Raw genomic sequence first — 19,141 nt, forward strand, 5'->3', positions numbered from 1 at the left:
ATGCTCACTCCGGTTTTTGATACGATTCTCGACGTTCCCTACCATATTCTCATGCTCACTCCGGTTTTTGGTACACTTCTCGCCGTTTCCCACCATCTTTTCATACTCACTCCGATTTTTAGTACGTTTCCACTCAAACCACCCTCAAGGCAGCACTCCTCTCCTTACCACTACACCCTCATGTTATTACATCAAGCATCTAAAAATAATAAAAGGCTGGAACTATTTAGTCCCAGCCTTCAGTATTTATTCTTTATTAGAAACGATCTTTGTTTTTCTCAAATGTATCTTTCACTTTTTCGATGACGATTTTACTGCCACCTTGTTCTTCGACACCTTCAACCATCATTGAGATAAGGAGATGGGGGTCATCCGGGTTATAGGCAACAAACCAACCGTTTTCTTTACCCTCTTCATCAGCGGTCTGTTTCAGTTCCGCCGTCCCCGTTTTCCCTGCTAGCGGGTAGCCTTCAATACGTGCCGTACGTGCTGTACCGCCTGGTTCGTTCACTACTTTATTCATCGATTCAGCTACAGTTTTAACGGTAGCTTCATCAATTATATTTTCCTTCCATACTTGGCTCTTTTCTTCCTCATTCAGGAGCAAGATCGGTTTAATCATTGACCCATTATTGATAAAAGGTGTATAAGAAGTAGCCAAGTGAAGGATGCTCATTTCAACATGTCCTTGCCCATAACCGGAATCGGCAATTAATGTTTCTTTATCCAGCTCGCCGATTGTAGAAGATTCGAGTGGATAGGCAAAGGGAATATCCTCTGTGAAGCCAAATTCTTTTAATCCAGCAGTTAATTTGTCTTTTCCTAGCTCTAATGCTGCCCTTGCAAAGTAAATATTATCCGAATACATCATCGCCAAATCGAAATTGACTGGCTTTCCAGGATCGCTTACCCTTGTGATTCGGTAATCACCCCAGCGATTATCATCCGGCCACTGCAGGCCCTTCACTTCTATTGTATCTTCAGGTTTAATGGCTCCTTCTTTTAATGCAAGCGCACCTGTTATTGGTTTAATCACGGAACCTGGTGCATACGTGTGTTGAAAACGATTCAAGAATGGATTATCACCACTCTCTTCTAGCTCTTCTAATTGAGAGGCAGAGTATCCAAGTGTTGCTTGATTCGGATCGAACCCTGGACTAGAGACAAGGGCCAATGTTTCACCAGTAACAGGGTCAATGGCGGCCGCAGTGCCTGGCTTATGATCCAGTTCTTTATACAAGTCCTCTTGTAATGTGAGGTCAATGGTTAACTGAACGTTGCTACCATTTTCTACTGGTGTTTCGGCCACTACTACCTCTGAACCGTCCTCTTTCTTAATCCCTATTAAGACACCATTTGAACCACGCAGCTTTTCCTCATATACTTTCTCTAAGCCGCGGCGTCCGATGACATCATTACTGCCATATCCTTTTCCTTCGTGTTCCTCCAAGTCGTCAGCCGTCACTTGAGCGACATTACCAATTAAGTGTGAGGCAGCCTCGCCGCCAGGGTATACTCGACCTTCAATATCCTTTTTTAATACACCTGGTATGCTCATCAAGTTATTTAATAGTTCTTCTTGATTCGTCGCAATTTTCTTGATTGGCACAAATTGATTTGCCTGCACCCAACTCGCGCCTAGTTTATCCTTAACAGAGTTCTCTGAGATCTCAAGTAATTTTGCCACTTGCTTAACCGTTTCATCTTCAGAGTCCATTTGTTCTGGGACAATGCCAATTTCTAAAATCGTCCCATTGAAAGCAAGTGGATCGCCTGAACGATCGACAATTTCTCCCCGTTTTGCCTTCACTGTGTTGTATGTAATTTCATCATTCGGGCCAAGTTCAGGGAAAATATAAGTCGTATCCCATTCAATATACCAATTTTCCTCATCGTCTCTCTCTTCTTTAACTAATGTTGCTTGGTGATCAAAGGCAATCTCTCCTGCTAAACTATCCATTTTTGCCGAAAATGGTAGTTGTAATGATTGCTGATCTGTATCTTGTTCTTTCTCTGATTTTTTATGTGAAATGTCTAAGTTAGCAATGCCTAAATCTGTATATACTTTTTCATAGCGACTGACAAAGTCTTCTTCACTAACTGATTCCTTTGCCTCTTTTGAGAGCATGCCATACATTTTTGCGAACTCTTCTTTATTCCAATATTCTATATATTGAGATAACCGTTGTTCTGGATCAACCTCTTTATTGCATGCACTAAGAATGGCTAAAACCGTAATGGCCACAAATAAATAGACTACCTTTTTCATGTCTCTCCCCCTCATCAACCATTTTAACACTACGGTCACTTTCATACCATATATAGAACAACGGTTTCATGCGAACATTTTATGAACAAAAAAAACCGAGCCTTTATGACAGCTCGGATATTCCTACTTGTTTTTCCTTTTCCTTATGATGAATGCTTTTCAAACGAATGTAGAAACCGATTGCCGCTGCAGTTAGCCCTACGGAAATACCAATCCAAAAACCGTATGCCTCAAGCTCTGTAAAGGCAGCTAAACTATAGCCAACTGGAATACCAATCACCCAATAGGAAATAAAAGCAATGATAAATGGTATTTTCACATCTTTATAGCCTCGTAAGACACCTTGTAACCCCGCTTGAGCAGCATCTGAAATCTGATAAAAAATGGCAATCACAAAAAAGTTAGCCGCAAGTAAAATCACTTCTGGATCATTCGAATAGATGGCGGCAATTTGTTCTTTGAAGAACAACAAGAAAATAGAAGCAAAGCCCATAAATGCCATTCCACCTACAACCCCAAGCAAACTATATTTTTTCGCGTTATCTAAGCGTCTGCCCCCAACAGAGTACCCGATCATAATTGTCATCGCCATTGATAGACTAAGAGGGATCATAAATAATAAGGAAGTGAAACTAAACGCCACTTGGTTGGCTGCTACTGTAATCGTTGAAAACATCATACCAACTAAAAGGGTCACAACCGCAAAAATACTAGATTCAAAGAAAATTGTTAATCCTATTGGGATTCCAATGGATAATTGTTCTCTCCATGCTTTTATTGATGGTTTAAACCAAACTTTCCCAATTTTGTAGTTTCTAATTTTTTCGATTTTAAAACTGATTAATATACTAATGATTAGAATGAACCAATACGTAAAGCCCGTTGTATAACCTGCACCAATTCCGCCGAGCCTTGGAAAACCAAAGTGACCAAACACTAAGCAGTAGTTCAAGAATATATTTACTGGTACCGCTAATATGGTAATGATCATCGTGATTTGTGTGAATCCTTGTGCATCAAAGAAGTTCCTTAGCACATTGTATAAAAATAACGGCACTATCCCGATTGATAAGCCAAGTAAATAATGAAAAGCAATATATTCAACATTTGGAGCCAAGCTCATTATACTTAAAATCGGCTCCAAGAAAAAAATACCGATTAAAAGTATAATAACAGCAATAATAGCAGCTAAGTATAACGCTTGTGTCACACTATAGGATATTTTCTCCTTTTTGCCTTGTCCTAGTAAATGCGACACAATAGGAGTTATAGCAAGCATAATCCCATTGATCCCTGTAAATACCGGCATCCATATGTTGGACCCAATTGCCACTCCAGCCAAATCATCCGTTCCAACGCGGCCAGACATCATCGTATCCGTTAAATTCATTGCATATAGCCCTATTTGTGTCACCATAATCGGCCATAGCACTTGCAAAAATAGCTTAATTTTCTCATTCCACGTTTCTGCATGATACATTTTTTATTCTATCTCCTGTTAAGTCTGATTTTAGCGATGATTTATTTTAGCACTGGAATGATGTTGTTTCAATCGAACATCAGAAGTGGATGATAACATATCACTAGCTGGAGCCCACCTTGCATAAAGAATAAGATCCCCTGTTGTCCCTGCTGGAATAACCGTTACCACCTGACCCGCAGTATTATACCAATTCACAAATCGGTAACCACGCACTGGTCCTGGTGGATTTAATATAATTGGCAGTTCTGAGGCCGTGTACGTTTGTGGGTTTGGACTCACCGTTCTAAATATATTTTGATAAGTAATTGTATCATTAGGTAATCTGACCAACAGGACTTGCGTATTGTCATCACTTAAACGAATCACCCAATCCTCAAACTCGGTTGTCGGCTTAAAAAATTTATCCGCATCTGATTGTACTAAGATCGGATAAGTTGCGGTCGATTCAGCAACTACGATTGGTGTACCAGCATCATTTGGTGTGACATAATTGGTTAAATCTAATTGAACCACAGTCCCTTGGATAAGCGGTGCGGTAATGTAGGCTACGTTACTTCTACCAACAATATAAAGCCCGTTCGCATCCCCAAGCTGATCTTGCATGAGTAGAATACCACCATTATATATACCTGGTGCTGTATCAGCCATATTCACACCAATATCCCCGACACTATTACTACCTACAAAAGAAATTTCACCTGTATTAAAAATACCTCCGCCAACTAGGGCAGCTTCATTACGTTCAACTAGAGATTCTGTTATCCTTGTTTGACTATTTGTATTCGTAAATATGCCTCCACCTGTTTCACCAGCATAGTTATCAGTTACTTGAATATTAGTGAGAACGACTTCTGTAATATCATTAACAAACACACCACCGCCACTTTCAGTTACCCGGTTATTTCTTATGATACTCTCAATGATTTGAAGCCCCGCATTTAAATTGACAAACACACCTCCACCATTAGCAGCAATATTTTCGAATATCGTGCATTGGTCGAATATCGTACTTGTTTCATTATTAAAGTATACCCCACCGCCATTAAGGTTGGCTTGATTAGAGAAAATACGGCATAGAGATAGAGTAATCGTTGCATTTGAATTGATAAATAAACCAGCTCCATTACTGGCAATATTGTCCGCCACTTCACAGTTAACGATATTTATCACACTATTAATGTTAGCAAAGAAAGCTCCACCATTACTTGATGTCGAATTTCCAGTTAGCAAAACATCGTTAAAGGCGATTTGAGATCGCTGGTTAATATACAAGCCGCCTCCATTTTTTAACGCAGTATTGTTTGCGATGCTACCTCTTATGAAGCTCCCAATAACGTCCGGGTTGATTAAGACCCCACCTGCCCCCCTCGTATCAGTTGGTTCAGTTGATTGATTCCCGATAATATCCGTATCAGCAATAGTAAAACTTGTACCCGTATTAAAGTAAATGCCCCCACCAACGGTCGCGATATTATTGGAGATAACTGACCCATTAATAGTGGCACTTCCTTGGTTCACAAAAATAGCTCCTCCAAAGCTAGCACAAACATTCTGCACTAACATTGAATCGGTGATATTCGCATGTGCACTTGAAGCAATATATATCCCTCCACCAAACTCTGAGGCATCACAATTATAAATGGTTGAATTGTTTATATTACCAATAGCAGATCCAGTTAGATAGAAGGCACCCCCCCTTGGCACAGAAGAATTTTGTAAGGATGAATCGTTAAGCGTTACAATACCCGTACCTGTACAAAAAACAATCGAAGAGCCGACAGTATTTAGTTTATTACCATCTATAGTTAAACCTTGCAAAAGTAGGTTCCCATTTGTAGCAACATTAAAAAGGTATCCTGTAAACCCCGTAAGTCTGGTCAATATAATAGATGTATTTTCCCCACTTATCTCCACTGTGTAGTTAATTGATAAAGTTGTTTCAAGATCAAAACTATCCGTAACCGTAATAACATCCTCTTGATTACTAATTGCCGTTTGCAGTTCTGCAAAAGTTGAAACCGAAACCATCATGTTCACTCCTATCTGAGCATGTCCTTTTATAACATATGAAGGACTGGACTTACTGGTGAAAAAGAATGACAGTGGCACTCTTATCGGTTATAATTTTGGAAAAGAAAGGATGATGTTTTTGACTGTTTATAAACCACTCGAAGTTTCGACTACTCTCCGTTTTTATCGAGCAATCCACAGTCGCACCGAATTACCTCCAGAATCTGCGTACTATCTTCAATCTTTACAAAAAGGCTATAATGGTGAGAAGAATTGGGCCACCTATCTGAATGAACTCCCGAAGAACATCCCGATTCTATATGATCTTCAATTTGAAGTGAACCAATCTACGATTCAAATTGATGCCCTCTGTATTCTCCAAAACAAACTAGTACTATTTGAAGTGAAAAACTTCCAAGGGAATTTTTCAGTAGATGGAGATAAGTGGTATAGCCCCTCTCACAAAGAAATGAAGAATCCCCTCAACCAGATCAAACGTGCCGAACCCTTATTCCATCAATTCTTAAAAAAGTACCAACTTAACATGCCGTTTGACTATTACCTTATTTTCGTCCACCCTACTTTTATCCTCTACGGTGCCTCTCATCAAGAACAACTCATTCTTCCAGGACAAATCCCTGAATTCTTGGATGGTCTCAAACAACAAACCTTTTCACCCCAACGGATGCACACAAAAATTATTGATACCTTATTAACAAATCACATAAACGATATCCACTTGCTCCATAAACCTGAATATCACTTTGATCAGATGGCGAAAGGGCTATTTTGCGGGGGTTGTGGAGGGAAGATGAACAGAAAAAATAAAAAGACATTTTCCTGCATGAAATGTCATCACTCTGCTACAGTCAACGATACTGTTTTATACAATATTCAAGATTATATAGCACTTTTTCCAGAACGCAAGGTAACTACGGCTAATATTATTGACTGGATTGGTGGGGAGGTTAGTAAAAGATCCATTAACTATTTCATGCTTAACAAATTTGAAAGTCATGGCTTAGGAAAATCTACTTATTATAAACAAAACAAATATTGACTGTAACTTAGGATCTAAGAGGAAAAACCATTTGTTACGATTACGCATCTACCTTTTTGATATCTTACACGCGCGCAATTCCCGTTTTCTTTCCTTTCTCATTTGCGCGTATCTGCCTTTTACGCGCAATTCTTGCTTTCTTTCCTTTCTCTTTTGCGCGTATCCGCCTGTTGCGTGCAATTCCCGTTTTCTTTCCTTTCCCTTTTGCGCGTATCTGCCTTTTACGCGCAATTCTTGCTTTCTTTCCTTTCTCTTTTGCGCGTATCCGCCTGTTGCGCGCATTTCCTGTCTTCTTTCCTTTCTCTTTTGCGCGTATCTGCCTTTTACGCGCAATTCTTGCTTTCTTTCCTTTCTCTTTTGCGCGTATCCGCCTGTTGCACGCATTTCCTATTTTCTTTCCTTTCTCTTTTGCGCGTATCCGCCTGTTGCGCGCATTTCCCGTCTTCTTTCCTTTCCCTTTTGCGCGTAACTGCCTTTTACACGCAATTCCTCCTTTCTTTCCTTTCTCTTTTGCGCGTATCTGCCTTTTACGCGCAATTCTTGCTTTCTTTCCTTTCTCTTTTGCGCGTATCCGCCTGTTGCACGCATTTCCCGTCTTCTTTCCTTTCTCTTTTGCGCGTATCCGCCTGTTGCGCGCATTTCCCGTCTTCTTTCCTTTCTCTTTTGCGCGTATCTGCCTTTTACGCGCAATTCTTGCTTTCTTTCCTCTCTCTTTTGCGCGTATCCGCCTGTTGCGCGCAATTCCTATTTTCTTTCCTTTCTCTTTTGCGCGTATCTGCCTTTTAACGCAATTCCTACTTTCTTTCCTTTCTCTTTTGCGCGTATCCGCCTTTTACGCGCAATTCTTGCTTTCTTTCCTTTCTCTTTTGCGCGTATCCGCCTTTTACGCGCAATTCTTGCTTTCTTTCCTTTCTCTTTTGCGCGTATCCGCCTGTTGCGCGCAACTCCTATTTTCTTTCCTTTCTCTTTTGCGCGTATCCGCCTGTTGCGCACAATTCCTGTCTTCTTTCCTTTCCCTTTTGCGCGTATCCGCCTTTTACGCACAATTCCTGCTTTCTTCCCTTTCTCTATCCCGCCCAATATTTACCCAAAATCAACTTTCATTTGCACATATCAATCAATTACACACCTATACAGTTACCTTACCAAAAACACAAAAAACCCCCACAGACCAAAGCCTGCGGGGGTTTCCACTAATTATGATAATACTGCTAATCTTTCTTTAACTTCTTCTTCAGTTAACCCGTGCTCTGCAATGTAGCGGTTGCGTGGGTGTGAACGGCATTCTTCGGAACAGCTACGTAAATGTTTGTGTTCATTTTCCTCAGAACAAAGGATTTTTTTGTTACATTCTGGGTTGGCACAGTTGACGTAACGTTCACATGGCTCACCAGAATAGTAATCCTTCCCTACAACTACATGTTCTTTGCGGTTGACGGGTACTGCGATTCTTTCATCGAATACATATAATTGGCCATCCCATAGATCGCCTTGGACTTCGGGATCTTTTCCGTAAGTGACGATACCGCCATTCAGTTGACCTACATCTTTAAAGCCTTCTTGAAGTAACCAGCCAGAGAATTTTTCACAACGAATACCACCAGTACAATAAGTGACAATTTTCTTCTCGCCTAACAATTCTTTATTATCTCTTACCCATTGAGGGAGGTCGCGGAAGTTTGTAATATCTGGGCGAATGGCACCACGGAAGTGACCTAGATCATATTCATAATCATTTCTTGCGTCTAAAACAACTGTATTTTCATCATTTAAGCTCTCGTAGAATTCTTTCGCGCTTAAATGTTTACCTGTTAATTGATTTGGATTGATATCGTCTTCTAATCGAAGAGTAACTAGCTCTGGACGATAACGTACTTTCATTTTTGGAAACGCATGTTCATCTACTTCATCGATTTTGAAAATCATATCAGCAAAACGTGGGTCTGCTTTCATATGCTCGATGTAGCGGTCTGTTTGTTCTACAGTACCTGAACAAGTCCCATTAATTCCTTCATCTGCAATCAAAATACGACCTTTTAATCCTAGTTCGTTACAAAATGCTTTGTGTTCAATCGCGAACTCTTCTCCGTTTTCAATTGGTACGTACATGTAGTATAACAATACGCGATAGTTATTCTTTTCTTCCATTTTCTTCACCTATTCTTTTTATATTTGCAAGATATAATGGTTCAATAGGTTTTTTACACCATTTTCTTACTGACAGTATTATAACAAAAAAACGCTAGGAAATAATGTCGATTTATTGACCTTTTTTTGGTATTCTTACCCGACTAACAGTTTATCCACCGCAATATAATTTCATACTTAATGAAAAAAATCGAAAAAATACTTAAATTTACCTATATCTGAACATTTAAAATTATTGATAAATATACAAAATTTACTTATTATAAAAGGAAAAGGAGGTATGTTTATGAGCCTTGCACCAGTAAGTTTTGGAGAAATTCTCAGCGATCTTCGGCAATTTAAAAAACTATCAATTGAGGATTTAGCAGAAGGAATTTGTTCGTCAGAAGAAATCATCGAATATGAAAAAGGCAAGAAGTATCCAACATTAGATCAGTTATATGAATTGGCTGAACGGTTGAATGTAGAAGTCAGCCATTTCATTGACTATGCATCATCAAGTACCTTCAATTATGTTACGGCTGTTTTTTTATTAATTAAAAAGTATAAGCGCGAACGCGATTATCAAGCGATTTATGGGATTATTGAACAAGAGAGGGACAACCCTTTATTTAAGCAGCGGATTTCTATGCAATTTATGCTTTGGCATGAGGGAATTTGTGAGTATTATTTACACCAAAATGAGGATGATGCGGTAAAACTCCTTTATCAGGCAATTGATTTAACTAACCCTGATAGAAGTAGACTGACAGAGAACGAAATTGAAATTCTTACGAGCTTAGCGATTATTAAGCTTGAAGAAAAGGACTTCATATTTGCATCTAATATGTTTGAGGATGCGTTAGATAATTTGGATTCGCTTCCGCATATACTGGATCCGAAAGTGAAATTGCGGATTTTGTATGGGCTATCACAAACATTAGCAGCAATGAATAATTATGAGGACTCGTTGAAATATAGTAATTTAGGGATTAATTATTGCATTAATAATGAGATACTTTATTTATTTGGGGAATTTTACTTCCAATCGGGCGAAAGTTACATCAAAATTGGTGAGATAGATATAGGTACGGAGTATATTAATCGGGCAAAATCTATCTTTTTACTACAAAATGATGAAAAATTTGCCAAATTAGTAGGGATAGAGCTAGATAAATTATTAGAAAAGTGTTAATATTTGTATTGTAAGATATTTCTATATTGAAAGGAGAAAGAGAAATGAAAAAATTCGTTTCTGCATCAGTTGTTGCACTTTCAATGGTTGCTTTCGGAGGATTTGTTGGAGCTGAACCACTACCGACCCAACATGGCGCTGAACCACTTCCTACTCAGCACGGTGCTGAGCCGCTTCCAACTCAACACGGATCTTCACCACTACCAACTCAACATGGCGCTGAACCGCTGCCGACTCAACATGGTGCACCACTACCTACCCAACATTAATAAGGTTTGAGCAAAAGCACTTTCCCGCCAGAAGGTGCTTTTTCTTGTTAAAAGGAACGCCTCGGGCTTAGTAAGTGTTTAAGGTCCACTGCCAATTGTTCGACATATTTCTCTACATCTACATCCCCTTGACTCATTCCATTTTCGTGCGCCTTCAATAATAATTCTAGTAGATTAATAGGGTTTTCTGCATCCAAACCAAACTATCCTCCTAGTATTTCTTAGGAATATTATACTAAAATTCCCAATATGAATCAATATAAAATTGTCAAAAAATTTCCGTTTTTGTAAATAGACTTATATAAAATTATTTACATATATCCTTCCACCTAATTTGCCCCCATTTTTCAACATCATTTGACATATGTCTGCCCATTCGAGGATAGTCGACATTTTTCTTCGACAAGAACTTTAGCATAAGCTGTCACATTATGTCATATGCTTCTAGAACCAAGTCGAAAGTCCTCGAAATTAATGTTTTTTCATCTTATTTTGTAAAAGGTTGTAAAAAATATAATTCTATAGACGATATTATGATAGAATTGACGAAATCTTGGAGTAAAGGAGAGATTACTAGACGTGAAAAAACATATGGTGTCGATGGCCACGATTGCTGTCGTTTCCTCTGCTTTTGCCGCTCAAGCGTCCGCTGACTCAACTCATACTGTAAAACAAGGAGATACATTATGGGATATAGCTAAGAAATACAATACATCTGTTTCTCAGCTAAAAAAATGGAATGATTTAAACTCAGACTTCTTACAAATTAACCAAAAGCTCATTGTTTCTAGTGAAAACTCAGCACCTGCAAAAGAGAATAATTCTTCTAATCAGTCTAGTTCAGGTACATATAAAGTGGTGTCAGGAGATACTTTATCTAAGATTGCACGCCAACATAATATGACTGTCAAAGCTTTAGTAGATCTCAATAATTTAAAAGGCGATCTCATTTTCCCAGGACAAGCACTTAAAGTGAATGGTTCATCCTCAAGTAATTCTGGAAATGCTTCTTCCAAACCATCAAGCGGTTCAAATGGAAGTAGCGGGAATTCCAATTCCAAGAAGGATACATATGTTATTCAGCCTGGAGACACACTAAGTGGCATCGCTAAAAAGACAAACACAACTGTTAGCAATTTAAAAAAGTGGAATCAGTTAAGTTCTGATTTAATTTTTGCCGGAAAAAAATTATATGTAACGAGTAATAATGCTGGTAAGGAGACAGAGACGAAGCCGTCTAATCCAACAAATGACAATATTTCAGGAAATGCCGCTGCCATAATTAATGAGGCTAAGAAGCACTTAAATACGCGCTATGTTTGGGGCGGATCAACGCCAAGTGGGTTTGATTGTAGTGGATTTATCTATTACGTACTGAAGCAAACAGGAACAAACATTGTGAGAACAAACGCCGAGGGTTATTTTAGCCGTTCGTATTATGTAAACGACCCTGTACCGGGTGATATTGTTTTCTTTGAGGGTACTTATAAAAAAGGAATCTCTCACTTAGGGTTTTATATCGGAAATAATCAATTCATCCATGCTTCATCAAGTGGTGTTATGATTACCAGCTTAGATAACCCTTATTGGAGCAAACATTTTGATAGTTTCAAGCGACTTTATTAAACAAGTTTATCTTTACCGTCAATGGTAAATAAATAAAAGGGGGGTCCATGTCAATTCACCCCCTTTCAATTTCTAAAAGAGGTGAATCGAATTGAGTATCTTTATGTTTATTAGCATCATGACATTGATATTGCTTTTACTTAGTTTTCTACTGATCTTTTCAAAGCTCTATCGAAAAACAGCTACACGATTAAGTCTATTGATTTTACTTTTCGGTGCCGTCTCTTTTCCTCTGTTTTCTGTGATGTACCAAGTGCGAACAACGAATTATCTAATTGATTTTTCAACAATCGGAACCGTCTTTTTTCTTACATGGACTTTAGTTGTATTTACACTTCTTGGAGGTATTTTCTTTCGTTTCCGTGTGAATATTTCCGAAGAAAGTGAGATGTACCGTCATTAATTCAAGGCTTGATCGATCACTTTCTGGAATAAGTCTTTCTCCTCCAAAAATGGATAATGATTGCTTTTTTCAAAAATAAATAGCTGTGATTGGGGTATTTCTTGGTGGATTTCCTTCGAATACTCAACTGGGCACTGGACATCATAACGTCCACAACAAATGTTCGTCGGTATGTTGATATGCTTTAATTTCCTTGTTATATCAAAAAGAACCGCCTCTCTACTGAAAAAATTCAACCTCGCCCCTGACATACCCTTACATATGTTGCCCGTAAAATATTGGGTATATTTTTCGGGTTCAAATAGAGAAAGCTGGATACGTTTCTTTTTTAACTGTTCTTTATCTATTGCCGTTATATTTGGCTGAGTTAATGCAAATTGATACTGTTGCATTTCAGCAAATTTGGGATGTTTTTCATTATAGATGCATGCTGAGGACTCTGTGTAGTCTCTTGCTGCTGAACCCACGATAACAAGTGATTCCAACGAAGACTGATGAAGCAGCGCATAAAGAAGGCCAATCATTCCACCTGTTGAATGACCGGCATAAATCCATCTTTCATACCCTAATGCTACTCTTATTGCCTCTATATCTAATACGCTATCTACCATACTATATTCATACGGCTCATGTGCTTGCTCTGATTCTCCCACCCCGCGTAAATTTATTAACGTTACGCAAAAACGTTCAGAGAATGTATGAGCAAAATAGTCTCCTGTTTCATTAAAGACGGCATAAAGATGCGCAACGCATAAAGGCTTTCCAACTCCTTTTTGAAAGATTTCAAACTCACCTCTTTGGGTTTGGAGCATTTTTCTTTTCCACATCCTTCTCCACCATCCCTACTTTAATGATACTTGCAAGATACTTTTGAAAATACACCGTTCTTCTCAATCGTCAATGATCGGTCACCTGACTCCTCATAACAGCGCTCAATAATCTGTTCATTTTCGACATGTTGGTTATATATTTTGAGCATAATAACCATCGCAGCACCCATGATAAACACACTTCCTAATAATAATATAAGTAATTTCACCTTGTCTTTTTGCATTTTTATCCCTCCTTACTCAAACACATAATTAAATAACAAACTGAGCAAACTAAAGTATTCTTTTTATATAGGGAGCTCAACATATGATATTCTTAGCGATTCTATTGATGGTTTGTGGATTATTTATTATCAATGGCATTTATGCCTATCAAACGAAGCACATTGATGCCTTTTTTCTTTCTACACTTTGGTACTATATTAAACTTGTTCCTTTATTTATTGCTGCCAGTTTAATGATTGGCTATGGTGTAAAGTTTTTAAGCAAACATGTCGATAACCTCTCTTTTTCCCTCATCGCCTCTAAAGGGATTGAGATTCTTGTTAGTCTAATCATTGGCTATCTCTTTTTTAAAGAAACACCTACTCTTCGGACAGGGTTCGGAATTGTAGTGATATTGGTTGGTTTTTGGTTATTAAAAGGTAAATGAACATGATTTCTTAAAAAGATCGCACTTGTGATATCAGATGTTGGAAATGAGAACCCTTCACTGGTTCAAATAAAACGGGCTTCATCGTTCCACTGTATGTACAGCAAATATATTTATCATCTATTACGCGCAAATAATCTAATAAAAAGTGATTATCAAGAAATACTTCTACATCACCTTTCCCTGATAACTCTTCAATTGGTTGCCATTCTTCAATCATACCTATTTGTTTGGCGTTGGAAGATATCCGGAGTCTCCCATTTTGTATTTGTAATTTAATATGATGATTCTTCTTAGCATCCGAAAAGAGTGCTGCTCGCTCAATTCCTTGTAGAAAGGTTTCAGTATGGATTTGAAAAGAACTGACCTTTTGCTTTGGAATAAAATCACTTGTGGCCGGATATCGTCCTTCTATCAGTCTTATATAAAAATGACAATGTTTACTTTTTAAAGCTAGATGGTTTTTAGAAAGCGATAATGCAACCTCTTCCTCTGTATGTAAGCTAAGTTTCGACCATTCAAGTAGACTTTCACTTGGAACAATCATTTCTGTTTCTAACTGTGAAGTTATCGCCAATGAACTAATAGAATAACGATGTGCATCTGTACTTATGAAAGTGAGCTCGCCATGACGAGCAACGATTTTAACACCGGTTAAGACCGGACGATTGTCATGAACAGCAGCAGCAAACACTGTTTGCCGGATGAGCGCATGAAGTTCTGCTGCATTCAATGAAAGGACCCCTTCTGCTGGCACATCAGGAATATTTAGTGTCTTTACGTCTGTTAAAGCGAAAATTCTCGTATGAATATCTTCTGATTGAATGTTAATCGTACTGTGCTCACTCAAGTAAATATGTATATTGGCTGGTAACTTCTTAATAATATCAGAAAAGTATTTGGCAGAAATAATAACTGAGCCTGTGCGTTTAATGATGAGCCCCTCTTCTGTTTCGGAGGGTATATTTATTACCATAAGCACATCTTCATTTCCAGCAATGAATGTGACTTGATGATTGCTTACAATTATTTTCATAGGAGATTGACTATTTTTTAACACCTTACTAATATTTTTTAGTATGCGCTGCAACGTAGACTTACAAATGGTTAATTCCATGTTATTCTTTCCTCACTTTATCGCTATGTCTAGGCTATACATTCGGTAGAAACATGTCGAATCCTGCCAGTAAGTACTAATTTTTATCTCCAGAACAGGGAAATCATAATGAAAGATACTTGCCCATTTACAATAACAACAACAGGGTTTTGAAGGTGCGGGATTGTGAGTATGTGATGAGTTTTCGCTATTGAGATGGGCTGGATTTATTTATATACGTACAACTAGTGACTTGCGCGCAAGCTCCTCTACTTTCACGTCCGTTTGTTGGAAAATCAATTTAAACACCTAGGAAAAGAGGTTAAGCTCCATACACACCTTACAACTTGAATTTACATTTCACGACTAACCTGGGCTATTTTGTTTCTTCTCCTCTCTTGTGTTCGCATCTTCATTTGCTCATAAAAAATACCCCATCTATATAGAAGGGGTAAATTCATTGTTCTCGATTCCTTTATGCTCTGTCGCCAACAACAGCAATGCGTTCATTTAAATGTTTGCCTTGTTCAGCTTCATCAAGGACAGCGATAGCAAAGTCTGCATAGCTTATATAACTATCTCCTTGATTGTTGAAGAATAGTTTGTCTTTACCTTTTTGATAGCTTCCGCTTCGTTTACCTTCTGCGTCGAAGAAAGCACCTGGGCTAATATATGTCCAGTTGACGTTTTGGCTGTTTTGAAGTTGCGCTAAATCTTTCCCCATTTGTGTAGCAGTTGGCAGGTAAGCTTTAGGAAAATCTGCTGTTTCATATAAACGAGTTTCTTCATCTACATATAGACTGCCTGCACCACCCACAACAATTAGCCTAGATTGCAGACCTTTTAGCGCATCCATCAGTACTTTGCCTGCTTCCACATGTTGTTCCTCTTGACCTTGAGGTGATTTAAAAGCATTCACAATGATATCGTATTTATTTACTTCATTAGCTTGTATATCGAAAATGTTTTTTTCTATCACTTCTACTTGGCTATTACTTATTTTTGCTGCATTTCTAACGATTGCCGTTACTTCATGCTCTCTGGCTACTGCTTCATCCAAAATGAATTGACCTGCTTTTCCACTTGCCCCGATAATGCCTATTTTCATAATAAAAATACCTCCTTGTTGTAATTAAGTTGATTACATGTAATCATTATAGTTACAGGTATCTTTTTTGTCAATTCTCACCTTTTTCCTTTTCTTGTGATTGCGGTATAATAATATTCACTATGATTCTTCCTTTTAAAGAAAGGTGATAAACATGACCATAAGCAGTCGATTTGCTGTGGGAATTCATATATTAACATTACTTGAATTGAATAAAGAGATTAATACCTCTGAAACAATAGCAGGCAGTGTTAATACAAATCCAGCCGTCATTCGCAAAATTATCGGAATGCTGAAGAAAGCCGATCTCGTTGAAGTCCACCCTGGGAAGGCTGGGGCTAAACTTAAAAAGGGCTTAGCAGACATTACTCTACTTGACGTCTATCAAGCCGTTGAAGTCGTTTCGGAAAATGAATTATTCAGTCTCCATGAACACCCGAACCCTGATTGTTTTGTAGGGAGAAATATTCAACAAACGATAGAGCCTATTTTTATCTCAGCACAGCTTGCCATGGAACAGGTTCTTTTAAATGTGACGCTTGAAGATGTTGTAAGGGAAATTGATAATAAATAGAAGGCGCCCCGAGGTCCATTTTCGGGCGCTTTCTATTTGTTAAAGGAACGACTATCTCGTGTTATAATATCATTATTTTCACTATTACAAATTTACTAGGGGCGGAGCAAATGAAGTGGAAAAACTTTGGCTTAAAAGGAAAAATGATTGCTTTAATTAGCTTACTCATTTTGCTTGTATTTTTGATTTTTACTATTTATTTATTTCGCTACCTCTCCGATATGGTAGAAGAACAAACTGGACAAAAAGCGTTAAGCTTAGCACATACAGTTGCCAATATACCTGAAATTCAGGATGCCTTTGAGCTAAGTAATCCCGCTTCTACTATTCAGAAAATCGTTACACCTATTCAAGAGGCATCAGGAGCTGAGTTTATTGTTGTTGGCAATAGAGATGGCATTAGATATTCTCACCCTAACCCTGATTTTATTGGGAAGAAAATGGTTGGCGGCGATAATAAACGGGCGATTTTGAACGGTGAATCTTATCAATCTAAAAAAGAGGGAACATTGGGATTATCTATTCGAGGGAAAGTACCGATTAAAAAGGATGGGGAAATCATTGGTGTCGTTTCCGTTGGTTTTCTTAACGGAAATATTCAGGAAATTATTCAAGATAAAAGCAAACCACTATTCGTTGCACTCCTATTAGCGATTTTATTAGGTATGGCTGGGGCCGCTTTAATTACTAACTATATAAAAAGAATATTATTTCATATGGAGCCGGAGCAGATCTCTCAATTATATTATCAAAATAAAGCGATTCTACAGTCCACACATGAAGGAATGATCGCTGTTGATCATTTAGGACACATCACTGCCGTTAATAAGAATGCGAGAGAGATCATCGGGACAGATGCCGAAGAGAGCGAATTTATAGGGCGCGAGATTCGCGCATTACTGCCAGTTCCTCAGCAGATAACAGGACTTATTCGTGATCAAGAATTAATATTAGGTGAGACGATTATTCTCCTAAACGGAGTCTCCCTTCAAGGAGAACAGCCTGGGGCCGTTTATACCTTTAGGAAAAAAACAGAGGTAGCAGGCGTAGTCAAAGAATTGAGTCGAATTAAACAATATGCTCATGCACAAAGGGCATTTACCCATGAATTTTCTAACAAAATGCATATCATTCTTGGACTATTACAAAATAATGAAACGCAAAAAGCGATGTCCTTTATTCGTAAAGAAAATCATTCGCAAATGACCCGTTTAAATTTTTTAACGAAAAGGATTGCTGATCCCCTATTGCAAGCATTATTACAAGGTAAGTACAATCAGGCAAATGAGTGGGGCATCGAGATGACTATCCATGAAGAGAGTAGAATGATGATATCATTTTCGCTAGAAAGACAGAATGCTATTTTAACAGCACTAGGGAATATTATTGAAAATGCCTTAGAAGCTGTAAGAGGCCAAAAAAATGGCGTGCGCGAAGTAAGTATTTATTTTACAGATATCGGAAATGATTGTGTTTTCGAGGTTCAAGATTCAGGTACTGGCATTGAAGACAAGTTGCTGGAGAAAATCTTTGATCAAGGATTTACGATGAAAGAAGGCGACTATCGTGGGGTAGGCTTAGCTATTTCTAAAAAAATGATTAACGACGTAGACGGCGAGATTCTTGTAGAAAGTGGGGAAAATAGTGGAACGAGTTTTATCATTATTTTACCAAAGAAGGGAGAAGAGTAAGGATGGAAAAATACCACGTATTCATCATTGAAGATGATTTCCGAGTAGCAGATATTAACAAAAGTTATATTGAGCAAAATCATCAATTCTCCGTTAAAGAGGTAGCTCGAAGCGCTGCGGATGCACTATTTTATTTAGAAAAGAATGCTCATGAAATTGATGTTATTTTTCTAGATATATATATTCCTGATGTGGAGGGTATGTCATTACTTTGGAAAATACGTTCGCTTTATCCATCCATTGATATCATTATTATTAGTGCTGAGAAACAAGCCCACTCTGTTAGAATCGCATTAAGAGCAGGGGTATTTGATTATGTAGTGAAACCCGTTAGTATGGATCGACTCCTCCAAAGTTTAAATCGCTATGAACGTTTTAGACAACTATGGACAGATGAGCAATTAGATCAAGAACAAGTGGATGAACTAACAAACGTATTTCATATTCATCCTACCCCTGTGGAAGAAGAGCAATTACTCCCAAAGGGCATTGATGCGATTACGCTAGAAAAGATTTTACACCTGTTTGAAGGGTTAGTAGAAGAAGGTTTAACAGCAGTTGAATTAAGTGAGCAAACTGGTATAAGTCGCTCAACCTCTCGTAGATATTTAGAATATCTCGTATCTATGAATCGGGTAGAGACGAGACTCATTTACGGTAGTGTCGGTCGACCACAAAGAAAGTACGTGATCTGTTCATGAAACTTATGAACAAAATAGATAAGAAAGAATAATATTCAGATTATGAA

21 protein-coding genes are annotated in these 19,141 nt (G+C 38.1%); 9 read left to right on the plus strand and 12 right to left on the minus strand.

Annotated elements, in window-relative coordinates:
* Positions 1-256 precede the first annotated feature (256 nt).
* The 3 genes from LG276_RS21510 to LG276_RS21520 all read right to left on the minus strand — a co-directional run bounded on the left by LG276_RS21510 (position 257) and on the right by LG276_RS21520 (position 5,780).
* Positions 257-2,269, minus strand: a complete 2,013-nt coding sequence (locus LG276_RS21510) for a penicillin-binding transpeptidase domain-containing protein (RefSeq protein WP_404292824.1) — start codon at positions 2,267-2,269, stop codon at positions 257-259.
* A gap of 103 nt (positions 2,270-2,372) precedes the next feature.
* On the minus strand, positions 2,373-3,749 hold the full coding sequence (locus LG276_RS21515) for an MATE family efflux transporter (RefSeq protein ID WP_404292826.1): 1,377 nt from the start codon (positions 3,747-3,749) through the stop codon (positions 2,373-2,375).
* A 30-nt stretch (positions 3,750-3,779) separates the two neighbouring features.
* Positions 3,780-5,780, minus strand: coding sequence for a hypothetical protein (locus tag LG276_RS21520; RefSeq protein WP_404292828.1), 2,001 nt, complete (start codon positions 5,778-5,780; stop codon positions 3,780-3,782).
* A 121-nt stretch (positions 5,781-5,901) separates the two neighbouring features.
* Here LG276_RS21520 and LG276_RS21525 point away from each other — a divergent pair, with 121 nt between their 5' ends.
* Complete coding sequence (locus LG276_RS21525; RefSeq protein WP_404292830.1) at positions 5,902-6,822, plus strand: NERD domain-containing protein; 921 nt, start codon at positions 5,902-5,904, stop codon at positions 6,820-6,822.
* A gap of 48 nt (positions 6,823-6,870) precedes the next feature.
* Here the strand turns inward: LG276_RS21525 and LG276_RS21530 are convergent, their stop codons facing one another.
* The 4 genes from LG276_RS21530 to LG276_RS21545 form a co-directional block, all read right to left on the minus strand.
* Positions 6,871-7,206, minus strand: a complete 336-nt coding sequence (locus tag LG276_RS21530) for a hypothetical protein (RefSeq protein WP_404292832.1) — start codon at positions 7,204-7,206, stop codon at positions 6,871-6,873.
* A 3-nt stretch (positions 7,207-7,209) separates the two neighbouring features.
* A complete protein-coding gene (locus LG276_RS21535) occupies positions 7,210-7,563 on the minus strand; it encodes a hypothetical protein (RefSeq protein WP_404292834.1) in 354 nt (117 codons plus the stop codon).
* Positions 7,564-7,566: 3 nt separating this feature from the next.
* The gene (locus tag LG276_RS21540) at positions 7,567-7,902 is read right to left on the minus strand and encodes a hypothetical protein (RefSeq protein WP_404292836.1); all 336 of its coding nucleotides are present in this window, start codon (positions 7,900-7,902) and stop codon (positions 7,567-7,569) included.
* A 117-nt stretch (positions 7,903-8,019) separates the two neighbouring features.
* Positions 8,020-8,970, minus strand: coding sequence for a rhodanese-related sulfurtransferase (locus tag LG276_RS21545; RefSeq protein WP_224936709.1), 951 nt, complete (start codon positions 8,968-8,970; stop codon positions 8,020-8,022).
* Positions 8,971-9,256: 286 nt separating this feature from the next.
* Here LG276_RS21545 and LG276_RS21550 point away from each other — a divergent pair, with 286 nt between their 5' ends.
* Positions 9,257-10,144 (plus strand): helix-turn-helix domain-containing protein, encoded by an 888-nt coding sequence (locus LG276_RS21550; RefSeq protein WP_224936710.1) that lies wholly within the window; start codon positions 9,257-9,259, stop codon positions 10,142-10,144.
* Between the two features lie 44 nt (positions 10,145-10,188).
* Positions 10,189-10,413: a hypothetical protein gene (locus LG276_RS21555; protein WP_095371652.1), complete on the plus strand. Its 225-nt coding sequence runs from the start codon at positions 10,189-10,191 to the stop codon at positions 10,411-10,413.
* A gap of 47 nt (positions 10,414-10,460) precedes the next feature.
* Here the strand turns inward: LG276_RS21555 and LG276_RS21560 are convergent, their stop codons facing one another.
* A complete protein-coding gene (locus tag LG276_RS21560) occupies positions 10,461-10,610 on the minus strand; it encodes a hypothetical protein (RefSeq protein ID WP_281203165.1) in 150 nt (49 codons plus the stop codon).
* Between the two features lie 382 nt (positions 10,611-10,992).
* Between LG276_RS21560 and LG276_RS21565 the strand changes: the two genes are divergently transcribed.
* Positions 10,993-12,039 (plus strand): LysM peptidoglycan-binding domain-containing protein, encoded by a 1,047-nt coding sequence (locus LG276_RS21565; RefSeq protein WP_404292838.1) that lies wholly within the window; start codon positions 10,993-10,995, stop codon positions 12,037-12,039.
* A gap of 91 nt (positions 12,040-12,130) precedes the next feature.
* Positions 12,131-12,442 (plus strand): hypothetical protein, encoded by a 312-nt coding sequence (locus tag LG276_RS21570; RefSeq protein ID WP_404292840.1) that lies wholly within the window; start codon positions 12,131-12,133, stop codon positions 12,440-12,442.
* Here the strand turns inward: LG276_RS21570 and LG276_RS21575 are convergent.
* Complete coding sequence (locus tag LG276_RS21575) at positions 12,439-13,269, minus strand: alpha/beta fold hydrolase (RefSeq protein ID WP_404292842.1); 831 nt, start codon at positions 13,267-13,269, stop codon at positions 12,439-12,441. The genes LG276_RS21570 and LG276_RS21575 overlap by 4 nt on opposite strands.
* A gap of 20 nt (positions 13,270-13,289) precedes the next feature.
* Complete coding sequence (locus tag LG276_RS21580) at positions 13,290-13,496, minus strand: hypothetical protein (RefSeq protein WP_281203161.1); 207 nt, start codon at positions 13,494-13,496, stop codon at positions 13,290-13,292.
* Positions 13,497-13,579: 83 nt separating this feature from the next.
* Between LG276_RS21580 and LG276_RS21585 the strand changes: the two genes are divergently transcribed.
* Positions 13,580-13,924 carry a hypothetical protein gene (locus LG276_RS21585; RefSeq protein WP_281203160.1) on the plus strand — a complete coding sequence of 115 codons (345 nt, stop codon included), beginning with the start codon at positions 13,580-13,582 and terminating at the stop codon, positions 13,922-13,924.
* A gap of 10 nt (positions 13,925-13,934) precedes the next feature.
* On the opposite strand, the gene dnaN is transcribed toward LG276_RS21585, so the two are convergent.
* Together dnaN and LG276_RS21595 are read right to left on the minus strand one after the other, a co-directional pair.
* Positions 13,935-15,041, minus strand: a complete 1,107-nt coding sequence (dnaN, locus tag LG276_RS21590; RefSeq protein WP_404292845.1) for a DNA polymerase III subunit beta — start codon at positions 15,039-15,041, stop codon at positions 13,935-13,937.
* 454 nt (positions 15,042-15,495) lie between these two features.
* Positions 15,496-16,128, minus strand: a complete 633-nt coding sequence (locus tag LG276_RS21595) for an NAD(P)-dependent oxidoreductase (protein WP_404292847.1) — start codon at positions 16,126-16,128, stop codon at positions 15,496-15,498.
* A 154-nt stretch (positions 16,129-16,282) separates the two neighbouring features.
* On the opposite strand from LG276_RS21595, the gene LG276_RS21600 reads away from it, so the two are divergent.
* The 3 genes from LG276_RS21600 to LG276_RS21610 all read left to right on the plus strand — a co-directional run bounded on the left by LG276_RS21600 (position 16,283) and on the right by LG276_RS21610 (position 19,094).
* Positions 16,283-16,702 (plus strand): Rrf2 family transcriptional regulator, encoded by a 420-nt coding sequence (locus LG276_RS21600; RefSeq protein WP_404292849.1) that lies wholly within the window; start codon positions 16,283-16,285, stop codon positions 16,700-16,702.
* A 110-nt stretch (positions 16,703-16,812) separates the two neighbouring features.
* Positions 16,813-18,393, plus strand: a complete 1,581-nt coding sequence (locus LG276_RS21605) for an ATP-binding protein (RefSeq protein WP_404292851.1) — start codon at positions 16,813-16,815, stop codon at positions 18,391-18,393.
* Positions 18,394-18,395: 2 nt separating this feature from the next.
* Positions 18,396-19,094: a response regulator gene (locus LG276_RS21610; RefSeq protein WP_224936720.1), complete on the plus strand. Its 699-nt coding sequence runs from the start codon at positions 18,396-18,398 to the stop codon at positions 19,092-19,094.
* The last annotated feature ends 47 nt before the right edge of the window (positions 19,095-19,141 follow it).

The organism is Cytobacillus kochii (assembly GCF_044790165.1).
In the GTDB taxonomy this organism is placed as follows: Bacteria; Bacillota; Bacilli; order Bacillales; family Cytobacillaceae; genus Cytobacillus; species Cytobacillus kochii.